Raw genomic sequence first — 19,713 nt, forward strand, 5'->3', positions numbered from 1 at the left:
GGTTGAGGAGTCAGTGGCACATATCCCCGGTCCGTAGCGATACGCAACGCTACGGATCGTGGACCGAGGCTCACACCAAGCTCTTGTCCAACGCCCGCTCGATCTCGCCTTTGATGGTCCCGCTCATCATCGACAGCATCATGCCCAGCTTCAGATCGACGCGGATGCTGTCCTCGCCGATGTGCACGCTGCCCTTGGCGCCGCTGCGCGCCACATCGACGCGGTCGCCGTCCCAGGTGGCTTTCAGGTCGTACTCGCGCGACAGTCGCTCGACCAGGGCCTCGGCCTTGGCGCGGGCGGCTTCGCGGCCGAGGGAATGTTTGCGTTCGACGCTGATCTGAGTCATGCGGGGTATCCAGGCAATGAAGACATAATCGGCATTATGCCCGCGCCCGCCAGAGGGTACACCCCGCCAAGACAAATCCGCCCGTTCACCCTAGAATGGCGGTACTTTTTCCCGGTGAAGCGATATGAACGACCAGCGCAAAGGCGACTCCGCCGAACCCACCACTCATTTCGGCTATCAGGACGTACCTGAAAGCCAGAAAGCCAAGAAGGTCGCCGAGGTCTTCCACTCCGTGGCCGCCAAATACGACCTGATGAACGACGTGCTCTCCGGCGGCATGCACCGCCTGTGGAAGCGCTTCACCATCGAGCTGTCCGGCGTACGTCCCGGCAATCGCGTACTCGACATCGCCGGCGGCACGGGCGACCTGGCCGCCAAGTTCTCGCGCCTGGTCGGCCCCACCGGCCAGGTGGTGCTGGCCGACATCAACGAATCGATGCTCAAGGTCGGTCGCGACCGCCTGCTCGACCGTGGCGTGGCCGGCAACATCGAGTTCGTCCAGGCCGACGCCGAGAAGCTGCCCTTCCCCGACAACCACTTCGACTGCGTGACCATCGCCTTCGGCCTGCGCAACGTCACCCACAAGGACGACGCCATCCGCTCGATGCTGCGCGTGCTCAAGCCGGGCGGTCGCCTGCTGGTGCTGGAGTTCTCCAAGCCCACCAACAAGCTCATGTCCAAGGCCTACGACGCCTATTCGTTCGCCTTCATGCCGCTGGCCGGCAAGCTGATCACCAACGACTCGGAAAGCTACCGTTACCTGGCCGAATCGATCCGCATGCACCCCGACCAGGAAACCCTCAAGAGCATGATGGTCGCCGCCGGCTTCGACCGCGTCACCTACCACAACATGACCAGCGGCATCGTCGCCGTGCACCGCGGGATCAAGCCCTGATGCTCATGGCCGGCCTGCTCGCCAGCGTCGAGCACGGGCTCAACCGCGTGCTGCGCCTGGACAGCACGGCGCTGCCGCGCCTGAGCGCGCTCGAAGGCAAGGTGATCGCCATCGACTGTCGCCAGCCGGCCCTGCAACTGTTCATCCTGCCTGACGAGCAAGGCCTGATGCTGGCCGCGCATTGGGAAGGCGACGTGCACTGCACCTTGCGCGCCCCCGCCGCCAGCCTCGCCCAGTTGGCGCTGGCCAAGGACAAGACCGCCGTGCTGCACAGCCCACAGGTGCAACTGCATGGCGACAGCGCCGTGCTGCTGGACCTGGTCGGTGTGCTCCAGGACCTGGAACTGGACTGGGAATACGAGCTGGCGCGCTGGCTGGGCCCGGTGCCCACCGCGCTGCTCGCAGGTCATGTGCGCCAACGCGCGCAGTGGACGCGCCAGGGCCTGGCGCGCTTCGGCCAGAACCTGTCCGAATACCTGGCCGAGGAATCGCGCACCCTGGTCGGCCAGCGCGAAGCCGAGGCCGCGTTCAGCGAGCTCGACGCGCTGAAAGTCGACATCGAACGTCTCGAGGCGCGTATCCGCCGCCTTTCCCTCCCCCCTGATTCCAGCGATAACGCATGAAGCTGCTCGCCGTCCGCCGTCTGTTGCGCATCCAGCGCGTCGTGATCCGCTACCGCCTCGATGACCTGCTGTTCGACCTGCCCCTGCCCTGGTGGCTGCTGAGCCTGCGCCTGCTGCTGCCCTGGCGCTGGCTGCCGCGCAAGCGCAGCGCGCTCAGCCGTGGCGCGCGGGTGCGCCTGGCCTTGCAGGATCTCGGCCCGATCTTCATCAAGTTCGGCCAACTGCTGTCCACCCGCCGCGATCTGCTGCCGGCCGACGTCGCCGATGAGCTGATGCTGCTGCAGGACCGCGTGCCGCCGTTCGACCCGCAGCAGGCCGTGGCGCTGATCGAAGCGCAACTGGGGGCCAAGGTCGGTGAAGTGTTCAGCCGCTTCGACGTCGAGCCGCTGGCGTCCGCCTCGGTGGCCCAGGTGCATGCCGCACGCCTCAAGAGCGGCGAGGAAGTGGTGGTCAAGGTGGTGCGCCCCGGCCTGAAGCCGATCATCGCCCAGGACCTGGCGTGGCTGTTCCTGATCGCCAAGGGCGCCGAACGGCTCTCGGCCGACGCGCGCCGCCTGCACCCGGTGGAGGTGGTCGGCGATTACGAGAAGACCATCTACGACGAGCTCGACCTGCTGCGCGAGGCGGCCAACGCCAGCCAACTGCGGCGCAACTTCGAAGGCTCCGAGTTGATGTACGTGCCGCAGGTCTACTGGGACTTCTGCCGCCCGAAAGTGCTGGTGATGGAGCGCATCTACGGCGTGCCGGTGACCGACATGGCCACCCTCGCCGACCAGCGCACCGACATGAAGGCGCTGGCCGAGCGCGGTGTCGAGGTGTTCTTCACCCAGGTGTTCCGCGACAGCTTCTTCCACGCCGACATGCACCCGGGCAACATCTTCGTCAGCACGGTCAAGCCGTGGAGCCCGCAGTACATCGCCATCGACTGCGGTATCGTCGGCAGCCTCACCGACGAGGACCAGGACTACCTGGCGCGCAACCTGATCGCCTTCTTCAAGCGCGATTACCGCCGCGTGGCACAGCTGCACATCGACTCGGGCTGGGTGCCGGCCACGACCAAGGTCAACGAGTTCGAGGCGGCGATTCGCACCGTGTGCGAGCCGATCTTCGAAAAACCGTTAAAGGATATTTCCTTCGGCCAGGTGCTGATGCGCCTGTTCCAGACCGCACGGCGCTTCAACATGGAAGTGCAGCCGCAACTGGTGTTGCTGCAAAAAACCCTGCTCAACATCGAAGGCCTGGGCCGCCAGTTGTACCCGGAGCTGGACCTGTGGAGCACTGCCAAACCGTACCTGGAACGCTGGATGCGCGAGCGCATGAGCCCCAAGGCGGTGCTGGGCAACCTCTACAGCCAGGCCGAGCAACTGCCGCACTTGGCCGACATGACCCGCGATGTGCTCGAACGCCTGTCGCAGCCGCACCTGCACAATGCGCATCTGCCCGAGCGCCAAGCGCCCGCTGACCGCTGGGCGCTGCGCCTGCTCGGTGCCGGTCTGCTGACCGGCGGCGCGACCCTCGCCGCTGGCGCTGCCAGCCTCAGCGCACCCGCCGCCTGGCCGGCCTGGCTGATGCTCGCCGCCGGGCTGTACCTGATCGTGCGCCGATAGCCAGCCGCGCGGCTGGCTGGCACACTAGCGGCAATCGGCCCGGTACGGGAGCGGGCCTGAGTTGGAGTCGACGATGAAAGACTGGCTGGACGAGATCAAGTGGAACAGCGATGGCCTGGTACCGGCGATCGCACAGGACCACAAGACCGGGCGCGTACTGATGATGGCCTGGATGAACCGTGAATCGCTCGCCCTCACCGTCGCCGAGCATCGCGCCATCTACTGGTCGCGCTCGCGTGGCAAGCTGTGGCGCAAGGGCGAAGAGTCCGGCCATGTGCAGACGCTGCATGAGCTGCGCCTGGACTGCGATGCCGACGTGGTCATCCTGATGGTCGAGCAACTGGGCCATATCGCCTGCCATACCGGTCGTGAAAGCTGCTTCTATCGCGTCTTCGAAGACGGCCAATGGAAAACCGTCGATCCGGTGCTCAAAGACCCGGACGCCATCTACCACGCAGGGCACTGAACATGAGCGACACCCTTGACCGCCTCGCCGAGGTGCTGGAACAGCGCAAGCAGGCGGCACCCGACAGCTCCTACGTGGCCAGCCTGTACCACAAGGGCTTGAACAAGATTCTGGAGAAGCTCGGCGAGGAATCGATCGAGACCATCATCGCCGCCAAGGACGCTGCCGTGAGCAACGATTGCAGCGATGTCATCTACGAGACCGCAGACCTGTGGTTCCATAGCCTGGTGATGCTCAGCGCACTGGGCCAGCATCCGCAGGCGGTGCTGGACGAACTGGACCGCCGCTTCGGGCTGTCCGGGCACGACGAGAAAGCCGCGCGACAACCGTCGGCCTGACGTTCACCGCCCCCGCAGCGTCGCTTGGCCGACACACATTTTCAGGAGTACGAACATGGGTATTTTTGACTGGAAACACTGGATCGTCCTGCTGGTCGTTGTGGTGCTGGTGTTCGGCACCAAGAAGCTGAAGAACTTCGGCAGCGACCTGGGCGAATCGATCAAGGGCTTTCGCAAGGCCATGAACGAGGAGGAGCACAAGCCGGCCGAGCCGACACCTCCACCCGTTCAGCCCGTGCAACCGACCGTCCAGCCCACCCAGCAGCCGCACAGCACCGCGCCGCTGACCACGCCACACACCCTCGAGGGCCAGGCTCAGCCGGTCCAAGAGCCGCAGCGCAAAGACTGACCCCATGTTCGGTATCAGCTTCAGCGAGCTGTTGCTCGTCGGCCTGGTCGCCCTGCTGGTGCTCGGCCCCGAGCGCCTGCCGGGTGCCGCGCGCACCGCAGGCCTGTGGATCGGGCGGCTCAAGCGCAGCTTCAACAGCATCAAGATGGAGGTCGAGCGCGAAATCGGTGCCGACGACATCCGCCGCCAGTTGCACAACGAGCACATCCTGCGTATGGAAGAAGAAGCCAAGCGCATTCTCGACCCGTACAAGGCACCGGCAGCGCCCACCGTGGACACGCCGCCGACCGGCACCCCACCGGTCGCCCCGACCGATGCCCCCGCCGCGCCAGCGGTGCCCACCCACCCTGAGCCGCCGCAGCCCCCCAAAGCCCCATGAGCCAGATCCCGGACCACGACCAGCCGATGCCGCTGGTTTCGCACCTGACCGAACTGCGCACGCGCCTGCTGCGCTGCGTCGCGGTCATCTTCCTGATCTTCGCCGGGCTGTTCTCCTTCGCCCAGCAGATCTACACCCTGGTCTCGGCGCCGCTGCGCGAACATTTGCCGGCCAACGCGACGATGATCGCCACCGACGTGGCCTCGCCGTTCCTCACGCCGTTCAAGCTGACCATGATCGTCTCGCTGTTCCTGGCCATTCCGTTCATCCTCCAGCAGATCTGGGGCTTCATCGCGCCTGGGCTGTATCGCCATGAAAAGCGCATCGCCATCCCGCTGCTGATCTCCAGCATCATCCTGTTCTACGCCGGCATGGCCTTCGCTTACTTCCTGGTGTTCCCGCTGATCTTCGGCTTCTTCGCCAGCGCCACCCCCGAAGGCGTGTCGATGATGACCGACATTGCCAGCTACCTCGATTTCGTCATGACCCTGTTCTTCGCCTTCGGCGTGGCCTTCGAAATCCCGGTGGCGGTGGTGCTGCTGGTGTGGATCGGCGTGGTCGACGTGAAGTACCTGAAGAAAATCCGCCCCTACGTGATCATCGGCTGCTTCGTGGTCGGCATGATCCTCACCCCGCCGGACATCTTCTCCCAGACCTTGCTGGCCGTGCCCATGTGGCTGCTGTTCGAGATCGGCGTGCTGTGCGGCGGCCTGATCCGCAAGCGCGGCCAAGAGGCCGACGAGGCGGCAAACGATTCCGACGACCAGCCACCTGCGACCCAGCCGTGAACCTGCTGCTGCTCGAGGAGGCCGACTTCGTCGCGGCCGACCGTGTGGTACTGGCCGACCGGCGCTTCACCCACATGCAGGACATCCATCGCGTCGCGGTGGGTGACCGCCTGCGCGTCGGTCGCATCGGCGGCCTCATGGGCCAGGCCGAAGTGCTCAGCCTGGCCGCTCACCAGGCCGAGTTGCGCGTCAACTTCGACCAGCCGCCACCGGCCAAACTGCCGTTGACCCTGGTGCTGGCGGTGCCCCGGCCGAAAATGCTGCGGCGGCTGTTCCAGACCATCGCCACCCTCGGCGTGCCTCGGCTGATCCTGGTCAACAGCTACAAGGTCGAGAAAAGCTTCTGGCAGACTCCCTTCCTGCACCCCGATAGCATCCGCGAGAACCTGATCCTGGGTCTGGAACAGGCACGCGACACGGTGCTGCCGGAGGTGATCATCGAAAAGCGCTTCAAGCCCTTCGTCGAAGACCGCCTGCCGGCCATCGCCGCCGATACCCTGGGCTTGGTGGGGCATCCGGGACCGTACCCAGCCTGCCCGCGGGCGGTGGACAGGCCGGTGACGCTGGCCATCGGCCCCGAAGGCGGCTGGATTCCCTATGAAGTGGACCTGTTGGCCGAGGCCGGACTGGCACCGGTGCAACTCGGCGAGCGCATCCTGCGCGTGGAAACCGCCGTTACCGCGCTACTATCGCGAATTTTCTGACCGATCGATCAGAAATAAAGAGTCAAGTTTCTCCCCCACTGGCCGATGGGCTAGACAATGCCCATAACAAATCCAGGCATCGCCGCGTGTCCAGGGGGAGGACGTCATGTTCGCAAAGGTTGCCCAATCACTGGGAAACATCAGTGTCAGCCGCAAGCTTGCGGTCGGTTTCGGTCTGGTGCTGTTGCTGACACTGGCCATCGCTGCCACCGGCTGGCGAGGCATGGACAGCATCACCAGCCGCGGCGACAAGCTCGGCAACATCTCGGTCATTCTGGCCAACGCCCAGGACCTGCGTATCGCCCGCCAGCGCTTCGAGCGTGAGCGCGACGAGGCATCGGCAGGCCAACTGCAGCAGGCCATCGACCAGCTCGCCGCGCAGGTCGAGAAAATGACCGGACAAATCGAGCAGCCTGAGGACCACCAGCGCCTGGAGCAGCAGCGCAAGGCGCTGGAAGCGTACCGCCAGGCCCTGGCCGACCTGACCCAGGCCGAACAGCGCCGCCAGGCTGCCCGCGGGGTGCTCGGCGACAGCGCCGACAAAGCCGCCGCACTCATTGCCCAGGTCCAGCAGCGTCTGCTGCAAGGCGGCGATATCAATCAGTACCAGTCCATCGTGCAGGCCAGCACGCTGCTGCAGCAGGCGCGCTTCCAGGTGCGCGGCTACACCTACAGCGGCAAGGCGGAATTCCAGCAAACCGCCCTGCAGGCCATCGACCAGTCGGTGACGGTGCTCAAGGCCCTGCCCACCCAGGTTCCGGCAGAATACGCCAGCAGCCTCGACGATGCGGCGACGGCCATGGCCGCCTACCGCGATGCCGTCGAGCAGGTCGGGGTGGCGCAGGACGCCGCCAATCAGGCCTTGCAGCGCATGGTCAGCCAGGACCGGCTGATCAACGACCTGGGCCAGCAGATGACCGCCTCGCAAACCCAGGTGCGCGACAGCGGCGCCCGCCAGGCCAAGACCTTGCTCGGCGGTGCCACTGCCCTGGCGCTGCTGTTGGGCATGCTCGCTGCGCTGGCCATCACCCGGCAGATCGTCGCGCCGTTGCGCCAGACCCTCTCGACGGCGCAACGCGTGGCCAGTGGCGACCTCAGCCTGGATGCACCGGTGCAGCGCCGCGACGAACTCGGACAGTTGCAGGCCAGCATGCAGCGCATGACCCAGAGCCTGCGCGAGCTGATCGGCGGCATCGGTGACGGTGTCACGCAGATCGCCAGCGCCGCCGAGGAGCTCTCGGCGGTCACCGAGCAGACCAGTGCGGGGGTCAACAATCAGAAGGTGGAGACCGACCAGGTGGCCACCGCCATGAACGAGATGACCGCCACCGTGCAGGACGTGGCGCGCAATGCCGAGCAGGCCTCGGAAGCGGCGCTGATGGCTGACCAGCAAGCCCGCGAGGGCGATCGGGTGGTCGCCGAGGCCATCGCCCAGATCGAGCGCCTGGCCGCCGAGGTGGGGCACTCCAGCGAGGCCATGACCCAGTTGCGCGGCGAAAGCGACAAGATCGGTAGCGTGCTGGACGTGATCAAGGCCGTGGCCCAGCAGACCAACTTGCTGGCGCTCAACGCCGCCATCGAAGCGGCCCGCGCCGGGGAAGCCGGTCGCGGGTTCGCCGTGGTCGCCGACGAGGTCCGCAGCCTGGCCCAGCGCACCCAGCAGTCCACCGAAGAAATCGAAGAACTGATCGCCAGGCTGCAGAGCGGTACCCAGCGGGCGTCCAGCGTCATGGACGGCAGCCGTGCACTGACCGACAGCAGCGTCGAACTGACCCGTCGCGCGGGCAGTTCACTGGCGACCATCACCCGCACCGTGTCGTCGATCCAGTCGATGAACCAACAGATCGCCACGGCCGCCGAGCAGCAGAGCGCGGTGGCCGAAGAGATCAACCGCAGCGTGATGAACGTGCGCGACATTTCCGACCAGACCTCGGCGGCCAGCGAAGAAACCGCCAGTTCCAGCGTCGAGTTGGCACGCCTGGGCACCCATTTGCAGAGCCTGGTCGCGCGCTTCCGCTTGTGAAGCGCCACGCCCAAGGAATCTTCACTCCCATGTAGAGGACGTTTCCCACAGCATTTACAGGTCGAGTCCCACGAGGTCCGTGCCGATGTCCAGAAGAGCCATACTGGCAACTTACCAGCATGGCCTTTCTCTCAATTGGACGGAGACTCGCCATGTTCGGACCCTTCACTCGCCGCCTGGACAACCTCAGTGTCCGGCTCAAGCTCACCCTCGGTTTCGCCGTGGTCCTGCTACTCACACTCGCCACCACGGTCACCGGTTGGCGGGCCCTGGACGGCGCCATCAACCGCTCGCAGCAGCTCAGCGAGATCGTGCGCATCAACGACCTGACCAAGGACCTGCGCGCTGAGCGCATCACCTTCCGCGTGCTGTCCGATGACGCCAGCAAGGCCCGCATCGAGCAGATCCTCGAACAGTTGCAGGGCATGCTCACCCTGCTCCAGCAGCGCAGCAGCGTCGAAGACTCACGCCAATTGCTCACCGAAAGCCTGCAACAGTTGCAGCGCCTGCGGCAGAACTTCAGCGAGCTGCTGGGGGTGGTGCTCAACCGCGCCGAGTTGCGCAGCACCATGCAGGCCCGGGTGCGCACCCTGGCTGAAGCCATCGACGAGGTGCAGACCCAGGCCCTGCTCAAGCTGCCGGCCGACGGTCAGCAGAACGGGCTGCTCGGGGTCATGGATACGCTCACCCGCCAGGTCGACAGCGCCGAGCAGCAGAGCCTGGTGCCGGCCTATACTTTTTCGCCGGTGGAAGACTTCGCCAAGGTCGGCGACCAGGCGCTGGACGCCGCGCAGGTCAGCTTGGAGCAGATGCTTACGGCATTGGCGCCCCTGGGCCTGCCGGCCGATCTGATGGGGCGGCCCAAGCTGGCCCTGGCGCAGTACCGGGCCAGCCTGGAGCAGTACCGCCAGGTGGCGATCCGTGCCGAGCGTCTGCAGAACAGCATGGAGAGCATCGGTAACCAACTGCGCGCGACCAGCGTGACCCTGGCCGAGCACAAGGTCGAGCAGCGTGACCGCGAGGCCCTGGCCGCCCACTCGCTGCTCACCAGCGTCGCGTTGCTGGCATTGTTGGTGGGCGTGCTGGCGGCCTGGCTGATCACCCGGCAGATCACCCTGCCCTTGCGCCAGACCCTGGCCCAGGCCGCGCGCATCGCCCGTGGCGACCTCAGCCTGGTGCACAGCGTGGCGCGTCGCGACGAGATGGGCCAGTTGCAGACCAGCATGCAGGAGATGACCCTGAGCCTGCGCCAGTTGATCGGCGGCATCGACCAGAGCGTGGGCCATCTGTCACAGGCGGCTACGCAACTGGCCGGTGCCAGCGCCGACACCCTGGAGCGCATTACCCAGCAGCGCGAGGAAACCGACCAGGTGGCCACGGCGATGAACCAGATGAGCGCCACGGTGCAGGAGGTGGCACAGAACGCCGAGCATGCCTCGCTGGCCGCCACCGACGCCGACCACCAGGCGCAGATGGGCGACCAGGTGGTGGGCGAGGCCATCGCCCGCATCGAGCAGTTGGCGATGCAGATGGACCGCTGCCTGAGTTCGATGCAGCACCTGGCCGGGGAAAGCCAGCGCATCGGCAGCATTCTCGATGTGATCAAGTCCGTGTCCGAGCAGACCAACCTGCTGGCGCTCAACGCCGCCATCGAAGCGGCGCGCGCCGGTGAGGCCGGACGCGGTTTCGCCGTGGTCGCCGACGAAGTGCGCGGCCTGGCCCAGCGCACGCAGCAGTCCACTGAGGAAATCGAGCACCTGATCGAAAGCCTGCACCAAGGCACCGACGAAGTGACGTCGTTGCTCGACAGCAGCCGCACCCTCACCGAGCAGAGCGTCGAACTCAGCCGCCGCGCAGGCGACGCGCTGAGCCAGATTACCCGCACGGTGTCGAATATCCAGGGCATGAATCAGCAGATCGCCACCGCCAGCGAACAGCAGAGCGTGGTGGCCGAACAGATCAATCGCAGCGTGATCAGCGTACGCGAGGCGTCCGACCACACCAGCACTGCCAGCGAGCAGACCGCCAGCTCCAGCTGCGAACTGGAGCAGTTGGGCCAACAGCTAAGGGGAATGGTCGGGCGCTTCAGCTTGTAGCCGTGCCAAACAATCACCTGATACAGGGACCGCTCTGCGGTCCAATCGCGATGCAAGCCAACTGTCTTTCACCTACCACCGACCCGCGGTCTTGCTCAACTTCTTGGGGGCTGCGGGATCTCGTGGGAGCGGCCTTGCGTCGCGATTGGACCGCGTAGCGGTCCCCGCTTTCCAGCTCTGCCGCCGCAATTGGCATCCCCGCTCACAGCACCTGGCGCAGGAACGCCTGGGCGCGCGGATCGGTGGGTGCGGCGAAGAACGCGGCCGGTGCCGCATCCTCCAGCAGCTTGCCATGGTCGAAGAACAGCACGCGGTCGGCCACTTCACGGGCGAAGCCCATTTCGTGGGTGACGCAGACCATGGTCATGCCTTCCTGGGCCAGGGTCTTCATCACGTCCAGGACCTCGCCGACCATTTCCGGGTCCAGCGCCGAGGTGGGCTCGTCGAACAGCATGACCTTGGGGTCCATCGCCAGCGCACGGGCGATGGCCACCCGCTGCTGCTGGCCACCGGAGAGGCGCGAGGGGTATTCGTTGGCTTTCTCGGCGATGCCCACCTTCAGCAGCAATGCCCGCGCCTTGGCCTCGCGCTCGGCCTTGTTGCGCTTGCGCACCACTTTCTGTGCCAGGCACAGGTTCTCCAGCACGGTCATGTGCGGGAACAGGTTGAAGTGCTGGAACACCATGCCCACTTCGCGGCGGTAGGCGTTGATGTCGGTCTTGGGGTCTTCCAGGCGCAAGCCGTCGATGGCCACATGGCCCTGGTCGAAATGCTCCAGGCCGTTCAGGCAGCGCAGGAACGTCGACTTGCCCGAGCCCGACGGGCCCAGCACCACCACCACCTCGCCCTTGGCCACCTGCGTGCTCACCTGGTCCACCGCACGCACCACCTGTCCCCGGGTGTCGAAGACTTTCAGCAGGTCACGAACTTCAATCACTTTGCGCAAGCCTCCGCTCGAGCCGGCTGGCGATGTGCGACAGCGGCAAGTTGATCAGCAGGTACAGGCCCGCCACGCAGAACCAGATCTCGAAGGTCGAGAAGGACGTGGTAATGGCCTCGCGACCGCTCTTGGTCAGCTCGGTGATGGCGATCACCGACACCAGCGAGGTGTCCTTGACCAGGCTGATGAACTGACCGGCCAGCGGCGGCAGCACACGCTTGAAGGCCTGGGGCAGGATCACGTGGCGCATCGACTGCCCGGCATTGAGGCCCAGCGAGCGCGCCGCCTCGTTTTGTCCCTTGGCGATCGACTGCACGCCCGCGCGCACGATTTCGGCCACGTAGGCGCCGGTGAACAGCGCCAGCGCCGCCACCCCGGCAAACTCCCGGGACAGGTTGAGCACGGTGCCGATGAAGAAGTAGAAGATGAAGATCTGCACCAGCAGCGGCGTGCCGCGCACCAGCTCGACGTACACCGTGGACAGGTCGCGCAGGGTCGGGTTGTTCGACAACCGGCACAGCCCGGCGAACAGGCCGATCAGCAGACCGAAGGCGCCGGACAGCACGGAAATCCACAAGGTGGTCCACAGCCCCCAGGCCAGTGGTCCGGCCGTCCAGTGGCGGGTCACGCCGACTGCGTCGCCCTCGGAGACGTCATCGCCACGGCTCAGTTGCAGGCTGTCCTTGGCCACGTCCAGCACCTGCGTGTCGCCGTCCTCGCCCTTGAGGGTCACGCGCGCCTGGTCGCCGGAGACCACGATCTCTTCGACGCTGCCGTAGCTGGCCGCACGTTGCACGTCTTCGGCCTGGAAGGCGAAGTATTGAGGGACGCGGTTCCAGCGCCACTCATAGGAAATCATCGACGTGGCCAGGTACAGGCTGCACGCCAGCCCCACCAGCACCAGCGCGGTGAGCGCGTGCCAGGGCCACTGGGGTTTGTTGTGTTTGATCACGGGGGTACTCCGCACAGCGCCGCGCGGCAAGCCACACGCGGGCCGCTACGAGCAGACGCGCACCGTCATCAGGTGTCGCGCGTTCTCGTAGCGGGCCGCGTGTCGCTTGCCGCGCGCGTCTGGGTTTATTCCATTTCCTTGAGCCAGTCGGTCTTCTTGAACCACTTGTCGTGGATACGATCGTAGGTGCCGTCGTGCTTGATCTGGTGCAGGAAATTGTTGATGAAGTTGATGCTGTCGTAGTCGCCCTTCTTCAGGCCGAACGCCAGCGGCTCGTAGGTGAAGGGCTCTTCCAGGTACACCAGCTTGCCGGCGCCGGCCTTGTTCACCGCGACCACGTTGTAGGGCGCGTCGTAGACGAAGGCGTCGGCCTTGCCGTTGACCACGTCCATCACGGCTTCCTGCTCGTTGTCGTAACCGTGGTACTTGGCCTTGCTGATCAGCTTCTTGGCCACCATCTCGCCGGTGGTGCCGAGCTTGGAGGTCAGGCGGTACTTCTCGTCGTTCAAGTCCTTGTACGACTTGATCTCGCCTTGCAGTTCCTTGCGGATCAGCAGGGTCTGGCCGACCACGATGAAGGGCTCGCTGAAGTTCAGGCGCAGGTTGCGTTCCTGGGTCAGGGTCATGCCGCTGCCGATCATGTCGAACTTGTCGGTGAGCAGCGCCGGGATGATGCCGTCATAGGCCGTGGAGACGGTCTCCAGCTTCACGCCCATGGACTTGGCCATGGCCTTGAGGATGTCCACCTCGAAGCCGATGATCTCGCCACGCTTGTTGGTCATTTCGAACGGCATGTAGGTCGGGTCCATGCCCACACGCAGGGTGCCGCGCTTGACCGCATCGTCGATGGCGCCGGCCTGGGCGGCGGACACCGCCACCAGTGCCGTGACGCCCAGCAGCATGCGCGACAGGTATTTCTTCATCATCACCAAGTCCCCTAGCAGGAAGTTCGCAGAATCTTGTTGTGTGCACGGCCGTGCCGGCCGCGGCGTTATGTCGGGACGGATGCTAACGCATGCACAGCCTGGGACCTAGGGCCGGAAAGGGACTTTATTGGCCAAATTAGCGCTGGAGGTTGAAAGCAGCGCGGGTGAACCGCCGTAGCGATTCACCCGCGAGAAGGTCGATCAGGCGCCCACCAGCGTCGGCTGCCCCTCGCCCTCAGGCTGCAATGGCAACAACGGCGCATGCGGATCGTTGGCGATCGAGCCGCGCCAGGCCTTGATCCAGGCCTCGTGCTGTTCGGCCCAGACCCGTTCATGCAACCGCGACAGCGCCACCGGGTCGCTCAGCAGCGCCAGGCGGGTGTTGAGGTCGATGCCCTTGGGACCGGCTTCCAGCGCCTTGGCGATGCGCTCGGCGCGCAGCGTCTCGATGGCCTCGGCCTGACCGTGGCGAGCAGTGCCCATGGCGCAGGCCAGGGCGTTCTGACGCGGGTCCACCACCGCCCGGACGAAACCGTCGCGCAGGGCATGCCAGCGGTTCTCGTGGGTGTACTGGTCGGTCGACAGCAGCTCCGGCGGCGTGGCGTATTCCTCGGGAATCAGGAACAGCTGCTCGTCCTTGGCTGCCAGGCCCAGGCGCACGCGGCTGGAAATCACCGACACCGGGATCGACAGCACCAGCGAACCGACGATCGGCGCCAGCCACCACAGGAAGCTCGGGTTCAGCCACGCCACCAGCCCGGCCCAGGCGATGCCCAGCAGGGTTTGCGGGCCATGCCGACGCACCGCCTCGCTCCACGGCGTGGAGTCGTCGTCACGCTGCGGCGAGTTCCAGGTCGCGGCCCAGCCGAGGAACGCGGCCAGCACGAAGCGGGTGTGGAAGATCATCCGCACCGGCGCCAGCAGCATGGAGAACAGCATCTCCAGCAGCATCGACAGGGTGACCTTGATGCGTCCGCCGAATTCGGTGGCGCCCTTGGCCCAGATCAGGATGACGCTGAGCAGCTTGGGCAGGAACAGCAGCACGATGGTGGTGGAGAACAGCGCGATGGCCTTCTCCGGGTGCCACTGCGGCCACAGCGGATAGAGCTGGAACGGCTCGATGAAGTACTGCGGCTCCATCAGCGTGTTGGTCGCCAGCAGCGCCGTGGACAGCACCAGGAACAGGAACCACAACGGCGCCGACAGGTACGACATCACCCCGGTGAGGAACACCGCGCGGTGTACCGGGTGCATGCCCTTGACCAGGAACAGGCGGAAGTTCATCAGGTTGCCGTGGCACCAGCGGCGGTCGCGCTTGAGCTCGTCGAGCAGGTTCGGCGGCAGCTCTTCGTAGCTGCCCGGCAGGTCGTAGGCGATCCACACGCCCCAGCCGGCACGGCGCATCAGCGCGGCTTCGACGAAGTCGTGGGAGAGGATCGCACCGGCGAACGCGCCCTTGCCCGGCAACGGCGCCAGGGCGCAGTGCTCGATGAACGGCTTCATGCGGATGATCGCGTTGTGGCCCCAGTAGTGCGACTCGCCCAACTGCCAGAAGTGCAGGCCCGCAGTGAACAGCGGACCATAGACACGGGTGGCGAACTGCTGCATGCGGGCATAGAGAGTGTCCATGCCCGAAGCACGCGGCCCGGTCTGGATGATGCCGGCGTCCGGGTTGGCCTCCATCAGGCGCACCAGGCTGCTCAGGCATTCACCGCTCATCACGCTGTCGGCGTCGAGCACCACCATGTACTTGTATTCGCCACCCCAGCGACGGCAGAAGTCGTCGAGGTTACCGCTCTTGCGCTTCACCCGACGGCGACGGCGGCGGTAGAAGATGCGCCCGAAGCCCTTGGCTTCACGGCACACTTCCAGCCACGCCTGCTGCTCGGCCACGGCGATGTCGGTGTCGTTGGTGTCGCTGAGCACGAAGAAGTCGAAGCGGTCCAGGTTGCCGGTGGCGGCCACCGACTCGAAGGTCGCGCGCAAGCCGGCGAACACCCGTGGCACGTCCTCGTTGCAGATCGGCATGACGATCGCGGTACGCGCCTCGGCGGCAATCGGTTCGTTGCCGGCACTGCTGCCGGAAATCTTGTACTTGTCGCGACCGGTGAGCAGCTCCAGGAAGCCCATCAGCGCGGTCCAGAACCCAGCCGACACCCAGCAGAAGAGGATGCCGAACAGGATCAGGATGGAGGTCTGCAAGGCATACGGCCAGACCTGCACCACGGTGTCCCACAGCGGTTGGTTGACCACCTCGTTGAAGTCGACGAACGACCAGCCCTGGTACGGCAGGATGCCTTTCATGTACCAGCCGGCGACCAAAGTCTGGCCGATCATCAGCAGCAGCAGGATGTAGCGGCGCATCGAGCCGACCCAACGCCAGCGTGCCGGCGGCAGCTCGCGCTTGGGCGGCTGCGGGGCATTGCTGCGGCCGGTCAGGCGACGCCAGATGCGCACCAGCACGTTGGTGCGCCAGGGTTCGGGCAGCACGCGGGTACGCTTGATGGGCGGTGCGATCTTCAGGCTCAGACGCCCGCCCGCATCGACGCCGAGCATCTCGGCCTCTTCGAGCTCGGCGGCGCTGCCGACGGTCAGGCGCGAGCCCACCGAGGCCTGCGCGGCCTCGCGGGCATCCGGCTGGGCCGACAGGCGTTGGTGCAGCTCGCTGAACGAGGCGCAACTGGCCAGTTCGGCGCGCTGCTCGTCGCTCAGGGGGAGGTGGGCCAGATACTCGCCAAGCGATTCCAGCCTTGCGTTGGGATTACTCATCGGCAGGCAACTGGTAGCTCCAGGTCTCGGTCAGCACCTTCTCGGTGGTGGCCGGGGCCTCGGGGGTGGACGCCGCATCGGCGGCTGGCTGCTCGGCCGGCTTCTCGGCCTTCTCGACCTTGCCGTGCTGAGCCTTGGCATGCTTGGCTGCGGCCTTGTCCTGCTTGGTCTCGGCGGCTTTCTCGGCCTTCGGTGCCTCGACCGGCACGTCACGCAGCAGCGCAGCGCGCATTTCGGTGGACTTCTTCGGATCCTTCACCTTCAGACGCAGGGTCAAACGCCAGCCTTTGGTCTCCGGGTTGTAGCGCAGGTTGTTCTCGACCAGCTCGGCGTTGTCGCCAACGCTGACCTGGCTGCGCACAGCGGTGTCTTCAGGCAATGCGGCCAGGGCCGGGCCATTGAAGTCGACCAGGAAGGCAATGCTGCCGTCAGGTTGACGGATCAGGTTGGCCTGCTTGACGTCACCGGTCGAACGCAGGGTCTGCTTGACCCAGCCCAGGTCCTGAGGCTGGTACTTGGCCTCGTCGATGGTCCAGTGCAGACGGTAGTTGTACTCGAACGGTTTGCCGGGCTCGGGCAGGGTTTCCGGGCTCCAGAAGGCAACGATGTTGTCGTTGGTCTCGTCGGCGGTCGGAATCTCGACCAGGTCGACGGTGCCCTTGCCCCAATCGCCCTTGGGCTCGATCCAGGCGCTCGGACGCTTCTGATAGTTGTCGTCCAGGTCTTCGAAGTCGCTGAAGGCGCGCTGACGCTGCATCAGGCCGAAACCACGCGGGTTCTCGACGCTGAAGTTGCTCACCGCCAGGTGTTTCGGGTTGTTCAGCGGACGCCACAGCCACTCGCCGTTGCCAGCATGGATCGACAGGCCTTCGGAGTCATGCAGCGCCGGACGGTAGTTCTGCACCTTCGACGGCTGGTTCGGGCCGAACAGGAACATGCTGGTCAGCGGCGCGATGCCCAGGCGGCTGACGTGGTCGCGCAGGAACACCTTGGACTTGACGTCGACGATGGTGTCGTCGCCCGGACGCAGGATCATCTTGTAGGCGCCGGTGGAGCGCGGCGAGTCCAGCAGGGCGTAGATCACCAGGTGCTTGTCGTTGGGCTTGGGCTTCTCGATCCAGAACTCGCGGAAGCGCGGGAATTCTTCGCCCGACGGCAGCGCAGTGTCGATGGCCAGGCCACGGGCCGACAGGCCATAGGCGTGGCCACGGCCGACCACGCGGAAGTAGCTGGCGCCAAGCAGGGTCATGATCTCGTCCTGCTTGTCGGCCTTGTTGATCGGGTAGAGCACGCGGAACCCGGCGTAGCCCAGGTTCTTGGTGGCGTCGGCATCGTGGGGCACGTCACCGAACTCGAAGCGGCTTGGGTCGTACTTGATCTCTTCGACCTTGTTGGCGGTGATCTCGTTGATGGTCACCGGCGTGTCGAAGTGCATGCCCTGATGATAGAAGGACAGCTTGAAGGGGGTCTTGTCGTTGGCCCACTCGGCCTTGGACTGGATGAAGCGGATCTTCTGGTAGTCGGCGTACTTCATGTCGCGGAACACCGGCGGCAGATTGCTCTTGGGTGCTTCGAACTTCTGGCCGGCCAGATCCTTCGCCTTGGCTGCAACATCGTCAAGATTGAATGCCCACAACTGGCCAGCGCTCATCAGGCCAACCAGCGCTGCGCCTGCCAACACGGCCTTGCGCAGCCGATTGCCGGGGATTCTTGGTGCATTACAGGGACTTACAATCACGAGCAACCCTCGCCGTAAACAGATCATGAAACCAACGGCCAGCGACCAATGCCGGGTTGGCGAGCACTGTTCGGACCCCGCAACCGGGCAATGATTCCCTAGGCGGATCCAGACAATGCTCGAGTCAGGGTGAAACGAACCTGCGAACGCAGGCTCACGCAGCGCGCGATTATCCAGCAGGCTGCGTGACAACGCATCATGCTTAACAAACTATTTATCAGCCAAATCTGCAAAATCTGTAGCCGCGTGCCTGTCCGTGACAGGCAACGCCGCACCTTGGCTGCAAGCCTGATCCTACACGCGCCAGTGCTTCAAATTTGTAACATAAAAGTCACGGGGCCATCATTGACCAGGTGCACTTGCATGTCAGCCCCGAATTGGCCGGTTTCCACCACCGAATGCTGGCCTCGGGCCTGTTGCACAAGGTAGTCGAAGAGTTCGGCACCGAGCGCAGGGGGCGCGGCGGTGGAAAAGCCCGGCCGCAGGCCGCTGCGGGTGTCTGCTGCCAGGGTGAACTGCGACACCAGCAGCAGGCCGCCACCGATGTCCTTGAGCGACAGGTTCATCTTGCCCTGTGGGTCGCTGAATACCCGGTAATTCAGCAGTTTGTGCAAGAGCTTGTCGGCGTGCTCGCGGGTGTCTTCAGGCTCGACCGCCACCAGCACCAGCAGGCCCTGGTCCACCGCGCCCACCACCTGCCCTTCGACTTCCACCCGCGCACTGCGCACGCGCTGCAGCAAACCTTTCATGCTTCTTCCAACGGCAGGTCCAGCAGGCGCCGGGCCATTTGGTCGGCGGCGCGCACCAGGGCGTCGGTGATGCCTGGCTCGGAGGCGGCGTGGCCGGCGTCGCGAATCACCTTCAGCTCGCTGTTCGGCCAGGCCTGATGCAGTTCCCAGGCGTTGTCCAGCGGACAGATCACGTCGTAGCGGCCATGCACGATGACCGCCGGCAGGTGGGCGATCTTCGGCATGTCGCGAATCAGCTGATCCGGTTCGAGGAAGGCATTGTTCATGAAGTAGTGGCATTCGATGCGGGCGATCGACAAGGCACGCTGCGGCTCGGAGAAGCGATCGACCACCAACGGGTTGGGCCGCAGCGTGGCGGTGCGTCCTTCCCAGGTGGACCAGGCCTTGGCCGCCTGCATCTGGGCGATCTGGTCGTGTCCGGTGAGGCGTTTGTGGAACGCCTTGACCAGGTCACCACGCTCGTCCTGCGGAATCGGCGCAAGGTAATCCTGCCAGTAGTCGGGGAACAGGCGGCTGGCGCCAGCCTGGTAGAACCACTCGATCTCCTGCGGGCGGCACAGGAAGATGCCCCGCAGGATCAAACCATGGACGCGCTCGGGGTGGGTCTGGGCGTAGGCCAGCGCCAGCGTGGAGCCCCAGGAGCCGCCGAACAGCACCCACTTGTCGATGCCCAGGTGTTCGCGGATACGCTCCAGGTCTTCGACCAGATGCCAGGTGGTGTTGTTCTCCAGGCTGGCGTGGGGCGTGGAGCGCCCGCAACCGCGCTGGTCGAAGGTGATGATGCGGTACAGGTTGGGATCGAAATAGCAACGGCTCTGGGCATCGCAACCGGCACCCGGCCCACCGTGGATGAACACCACCGGCAGCCCTTCGGGCGAGCCGCTTTCGTCGACATACAACACATGCGGCGCTTCCACGGCCAGATCGTGCCGGGCGTAGGGTTTGATCTGCGGGTAGAGGGTCTGCATTGCGCACTCCGTGTGGGATTAGTCGGCCGAAGGCCATCATAAACCTGAATCGCGCCA

19 protein-coding genes and 1 pseudogene are annotated in these 19,713 nt (G+C 65.3%); 12 read left to right on the top strand and 8 right to left on the bottom strand.

The window, feature by feature from the left end:
* Positions 1-70: 70 nt before the first annotated feature.
* The gene (locus tag ACK2SD_RS22525; RefSeq protein WP_039582732.1) at positions 71-346 is read right to left on the bottom strand and encodes a polyhydroxyalkanoic acid system family protein; all 276 of its coding nucleotides are present in this window, start codon (positions 344-346) and stop codon (positions 71-73) included.
* Between the two features lie 124 nt (positions 347-470).
* Here ACK2SD_RS22525 and ubiE point away from each other — a divergent pair, with 124 nt between their 5' ends.
* The 12 genes and pseudogenes from ubiE (at position 471) to ACK2SD_RS22585 (ending at position 10,614) form a co-directional block, all read left to right on the top strand.
* Positions 471-1,241, top strand: a complete 771-nt coding sequence (ubiE, locus tag ACK2SD_RS22530; protein WP_039582730.1) for a bifunctional demethylmenaquinone methyltransferase/2-methoxy-6-polyprenyl-1,4-benzoquinol methylase UbiE — start codon at positions 471-473, stop codon at positions 1,239-1,241.
* Positions 1,241-1,864: an SCP2 domain-containing protein gene (locus ACK2SD_RS22535; RefSeq protein ID WP_039582728.1), complete on the top strand. Its 624-nt coding sequence runs from the start codon at positions 1,241-1,243 to the stop codon at positions 1,862-1,864. The genes ubiE and ACK2SD_RS22535 overlap by 1 nt, the downstream gene beginning before the upstream one ends.
* On the top strand, positions 1,861-3,471 hold the full coding sequence (gene ubiB, locus ACK2SD_RS22540; protein WP_295486611.1) for a ubiquinone biosynthesis regulatory protein kinase UbiB: 1,611 nt from the start codon (positions 1,861-1,863) through the stop codon (positions 3,469-3,471). The genes ACK2SD_RS22535 and ubiB overlap by 4 nt, the downstream gene beginning before the upstream one ends.
* Positions 3,472-3,544: 73 nt before the next feature.
* A complete protein-coding gene (gene hisI, locus ACK2SD_RS22545) occupies positions 3,545-3,937 on the top strand; it encodes a phosphoribosyl-AMP cyclohydrolase (RefSeq protein ID WP_029614270.1) in 393 nt (130 codons plus the stop codon).
* 2 nt (positions 3,938-3,939) lie between these two features.
* Positions 3,940-4,275, top strand: a complete 336-nt coding sequence (locus ACK2SD_RS22550; protein ID WP_029614271.1) for a phosphoribosyl-ATP diphosphatase — start codon at positions 3,940-3,942, stop codon at positions 4,273-4,275.
* Positions 4,276-4,330: 55 nt separating this feature from the next.
* Positions 4,331-4,624: a twin-arginine translocase TatA/TatE family subunit gene (locus tag ACK2SD_RS22555; RefSeq protein WP_029614272.1), complete on the top strand. Its 294-nt coding sequence runs from the start codon at positions 4,331-4,333 to the stop codon at positions 4,622-4,624.
* A 4-nt stretch (positions 4,625-4,628) separates the two neighbouring features.
* A complete protein-coding gene (gene tatB / locus ACK2SD_RS22560; RefSeq protein ID WP_039582724.1) occupies positions 4,629-5,003 on the top strand; it encodes a Sec-independent protein translocase protein TatB in 375 nt (124 codons plus the stop codon).
* On the top strand, positions 5,000-5,791 hold the full coding sequence (tatC, locus tag ACK2SD_RS22565; RefSeq protein ID WP_295486600.1) for a twin-arginine translocase subunit TatC: 792 nt from the start codon (positions 5,000-5,002) through the stop codon (positions 5,789-5,791). Before tatB ends, tatC begins: the two co-directional genes overlap by 4 nt.
* A complete protein-coding gene (locus tag ACK2SD_RS22570) occupies positions 5,788-6,495 on the top strand; it encodes a 16S rRNA (uracil(1498)-N(3))-methyltransferase (protein ID WP_412460890.1) in 708 nt (235 codons plus the stop codon). The genes tatC and ACK2SD_RS22570 overlap by 4 nt, the downstream gene beginning before the upstream one ends.
* A gap of 223 nt (positions 6,496-6,718) precedes the next feature.
* Positions 6,719-7,615: pseudogene (locus ACK2SD_RS22575) on the top strand (methyl-accepting chemotaxis protein); the annotation flags it as partial.
* 198 nt (positions 7,616-7,813) lie between these two features.
* Positions 7,814-8,518 carry a methyl-accepting chemotaxis protein gene (locus ACK2SD_RS22580; RefSeq protein ID WP_412462355.1) on the top strand — a complete coding sequence of 235 codons (705 nt, stop codon included), beginning with the start codon at positions 7,814-7,816 and terminating at the stop codon, positions 8,516-8,518.
* A 152-nt stretch (positions 8,519-8,670) separates the two neighbouring features.
* Positions 8,671-10,614 carry a methyl-accepting chemotaxis protein gene (locus tag ACK2SD_RS22585; RefSeq protein ID WP_412460891.1) on the top strand — a complete coding sequence of 648 codons (1,944 nt, stop codon included), beginning with the start codon at positions 8,671-8,673 and terminating at the stop codon, positions 10,612-10,614.
* A gap of 202 nt (positions 10,615-10,816) precedes the next feature.
* On the opposite strand, the gene ACK2SD_RS22590 is transcribed toward ACK2SD_RS22585, so the two are convergent.
* The 7 genes from ACK2SD_RS22590 to pip form a co-directional block, all read right to left on the bottom strand.
* On the bottom strand, positions 10,817-11,551 hold the full coding sequence (locus tag ACK2SD_RS22590) for an amino acid ABC transporter ATP-binding protein (protein WP_412462356.1): 735 nt from the start codon (positions 11,549-11,551) through the stop codon (positions 10,817-10,819).
* Entirely contained in the window at positions 11,544-12,506 is a 963-nt protein-coding gene (locus tag ACK2SD_RS22595; RefSeq protein WP_039582714.1) for an amino acid ABC transporter permease, read from the bottom strand. The genes ACK2SD_RS22590 and ACK2SD_RS22595 overlap by 8 nt, the downstream gene beginning before the upstream one ends.
* Positions 12,507-12,631: 125 nt before the next feature.
* Positions 12,632-13,429, bottom strand: a complete 798-nt coding sequence (locus ACK2SD_RS22600; RefSeq protein WP_029612516.1) for a transporter substrate-binding domain-containing protein — start codon at positions 13,427-13,429, stop codon at positions 12,632-12,634.
* 204 nt (positions 13,430-13,633) lie between these two features.
* The gene (gene mdoH / locus ACK2SD_RS22605) at positions 13,634-16,201 is read right to left on the bottom strand and encodes a glucans biosynthesis glucosyltransferase MdoH (protein ID WP_304484405.1); all 2,568 of its coding nucleotides are present in this window, start codon (positions 16,199-16,201) and stop codon (positions 13,634-13,636) included.
* Positions 16,194-17,939 (bottom strand): glucan biosynthesis protein G, encoded by a 1,746-nt coding sequence (locus ACK2SD_RS22610; protein ID WP_342649918.1) that lies wholly within the window; start codon positions 17,937-17,939, stop codon positions 16,194-16,196. The genes mdoH and ACK2SD_RS22610 overlap by 8 nt, the downstream gene beginning before the upstream one ends.
* Before the next feature lie 311 nt (positions 17,940-18,250).
* Positions 18,251-18,688: a D-aminoacyl-tRNA deacylase gene (gene dtd / locus ACK2SD_RS22615; protein ID WP_116887407.1), complete on the bottom strand. Its 438-nt coding sequence runs from the start codon at positions 18,686-18,688 to the stop codon at positions 18,251-18,253.
* The gene (pip, locus tag ACK2SD_RS22620; RefSeq protein WP_039582708.1) at positions 18,685-19,656 is read right to left on the bottom strand and encodes a prolyl aminopeptidase; all 972 of its coding nucleotides are present in this window, start codon (positions 19,654-19,656) and stop codon (positions 18,685-18,687) included. Before pip ends, dtd begins: the two co-directional genes overlap by 4 nt.
* Between the last annotated feature and the right edge of the window lie 57 nt (positions 19,657-19,713).

Source organism: Pseudomonas sp. SC11 (assembly GCF_047039205.1).
In the GTDB taxonomy this organism is placed as follows: Bacteria; Pseudomonadota; Gammaproteobacteria; order Pseudomonadales; family Pseudomonadaceae; genus Aquipseudomonas; species Aquipseudomonas boreofloridensis.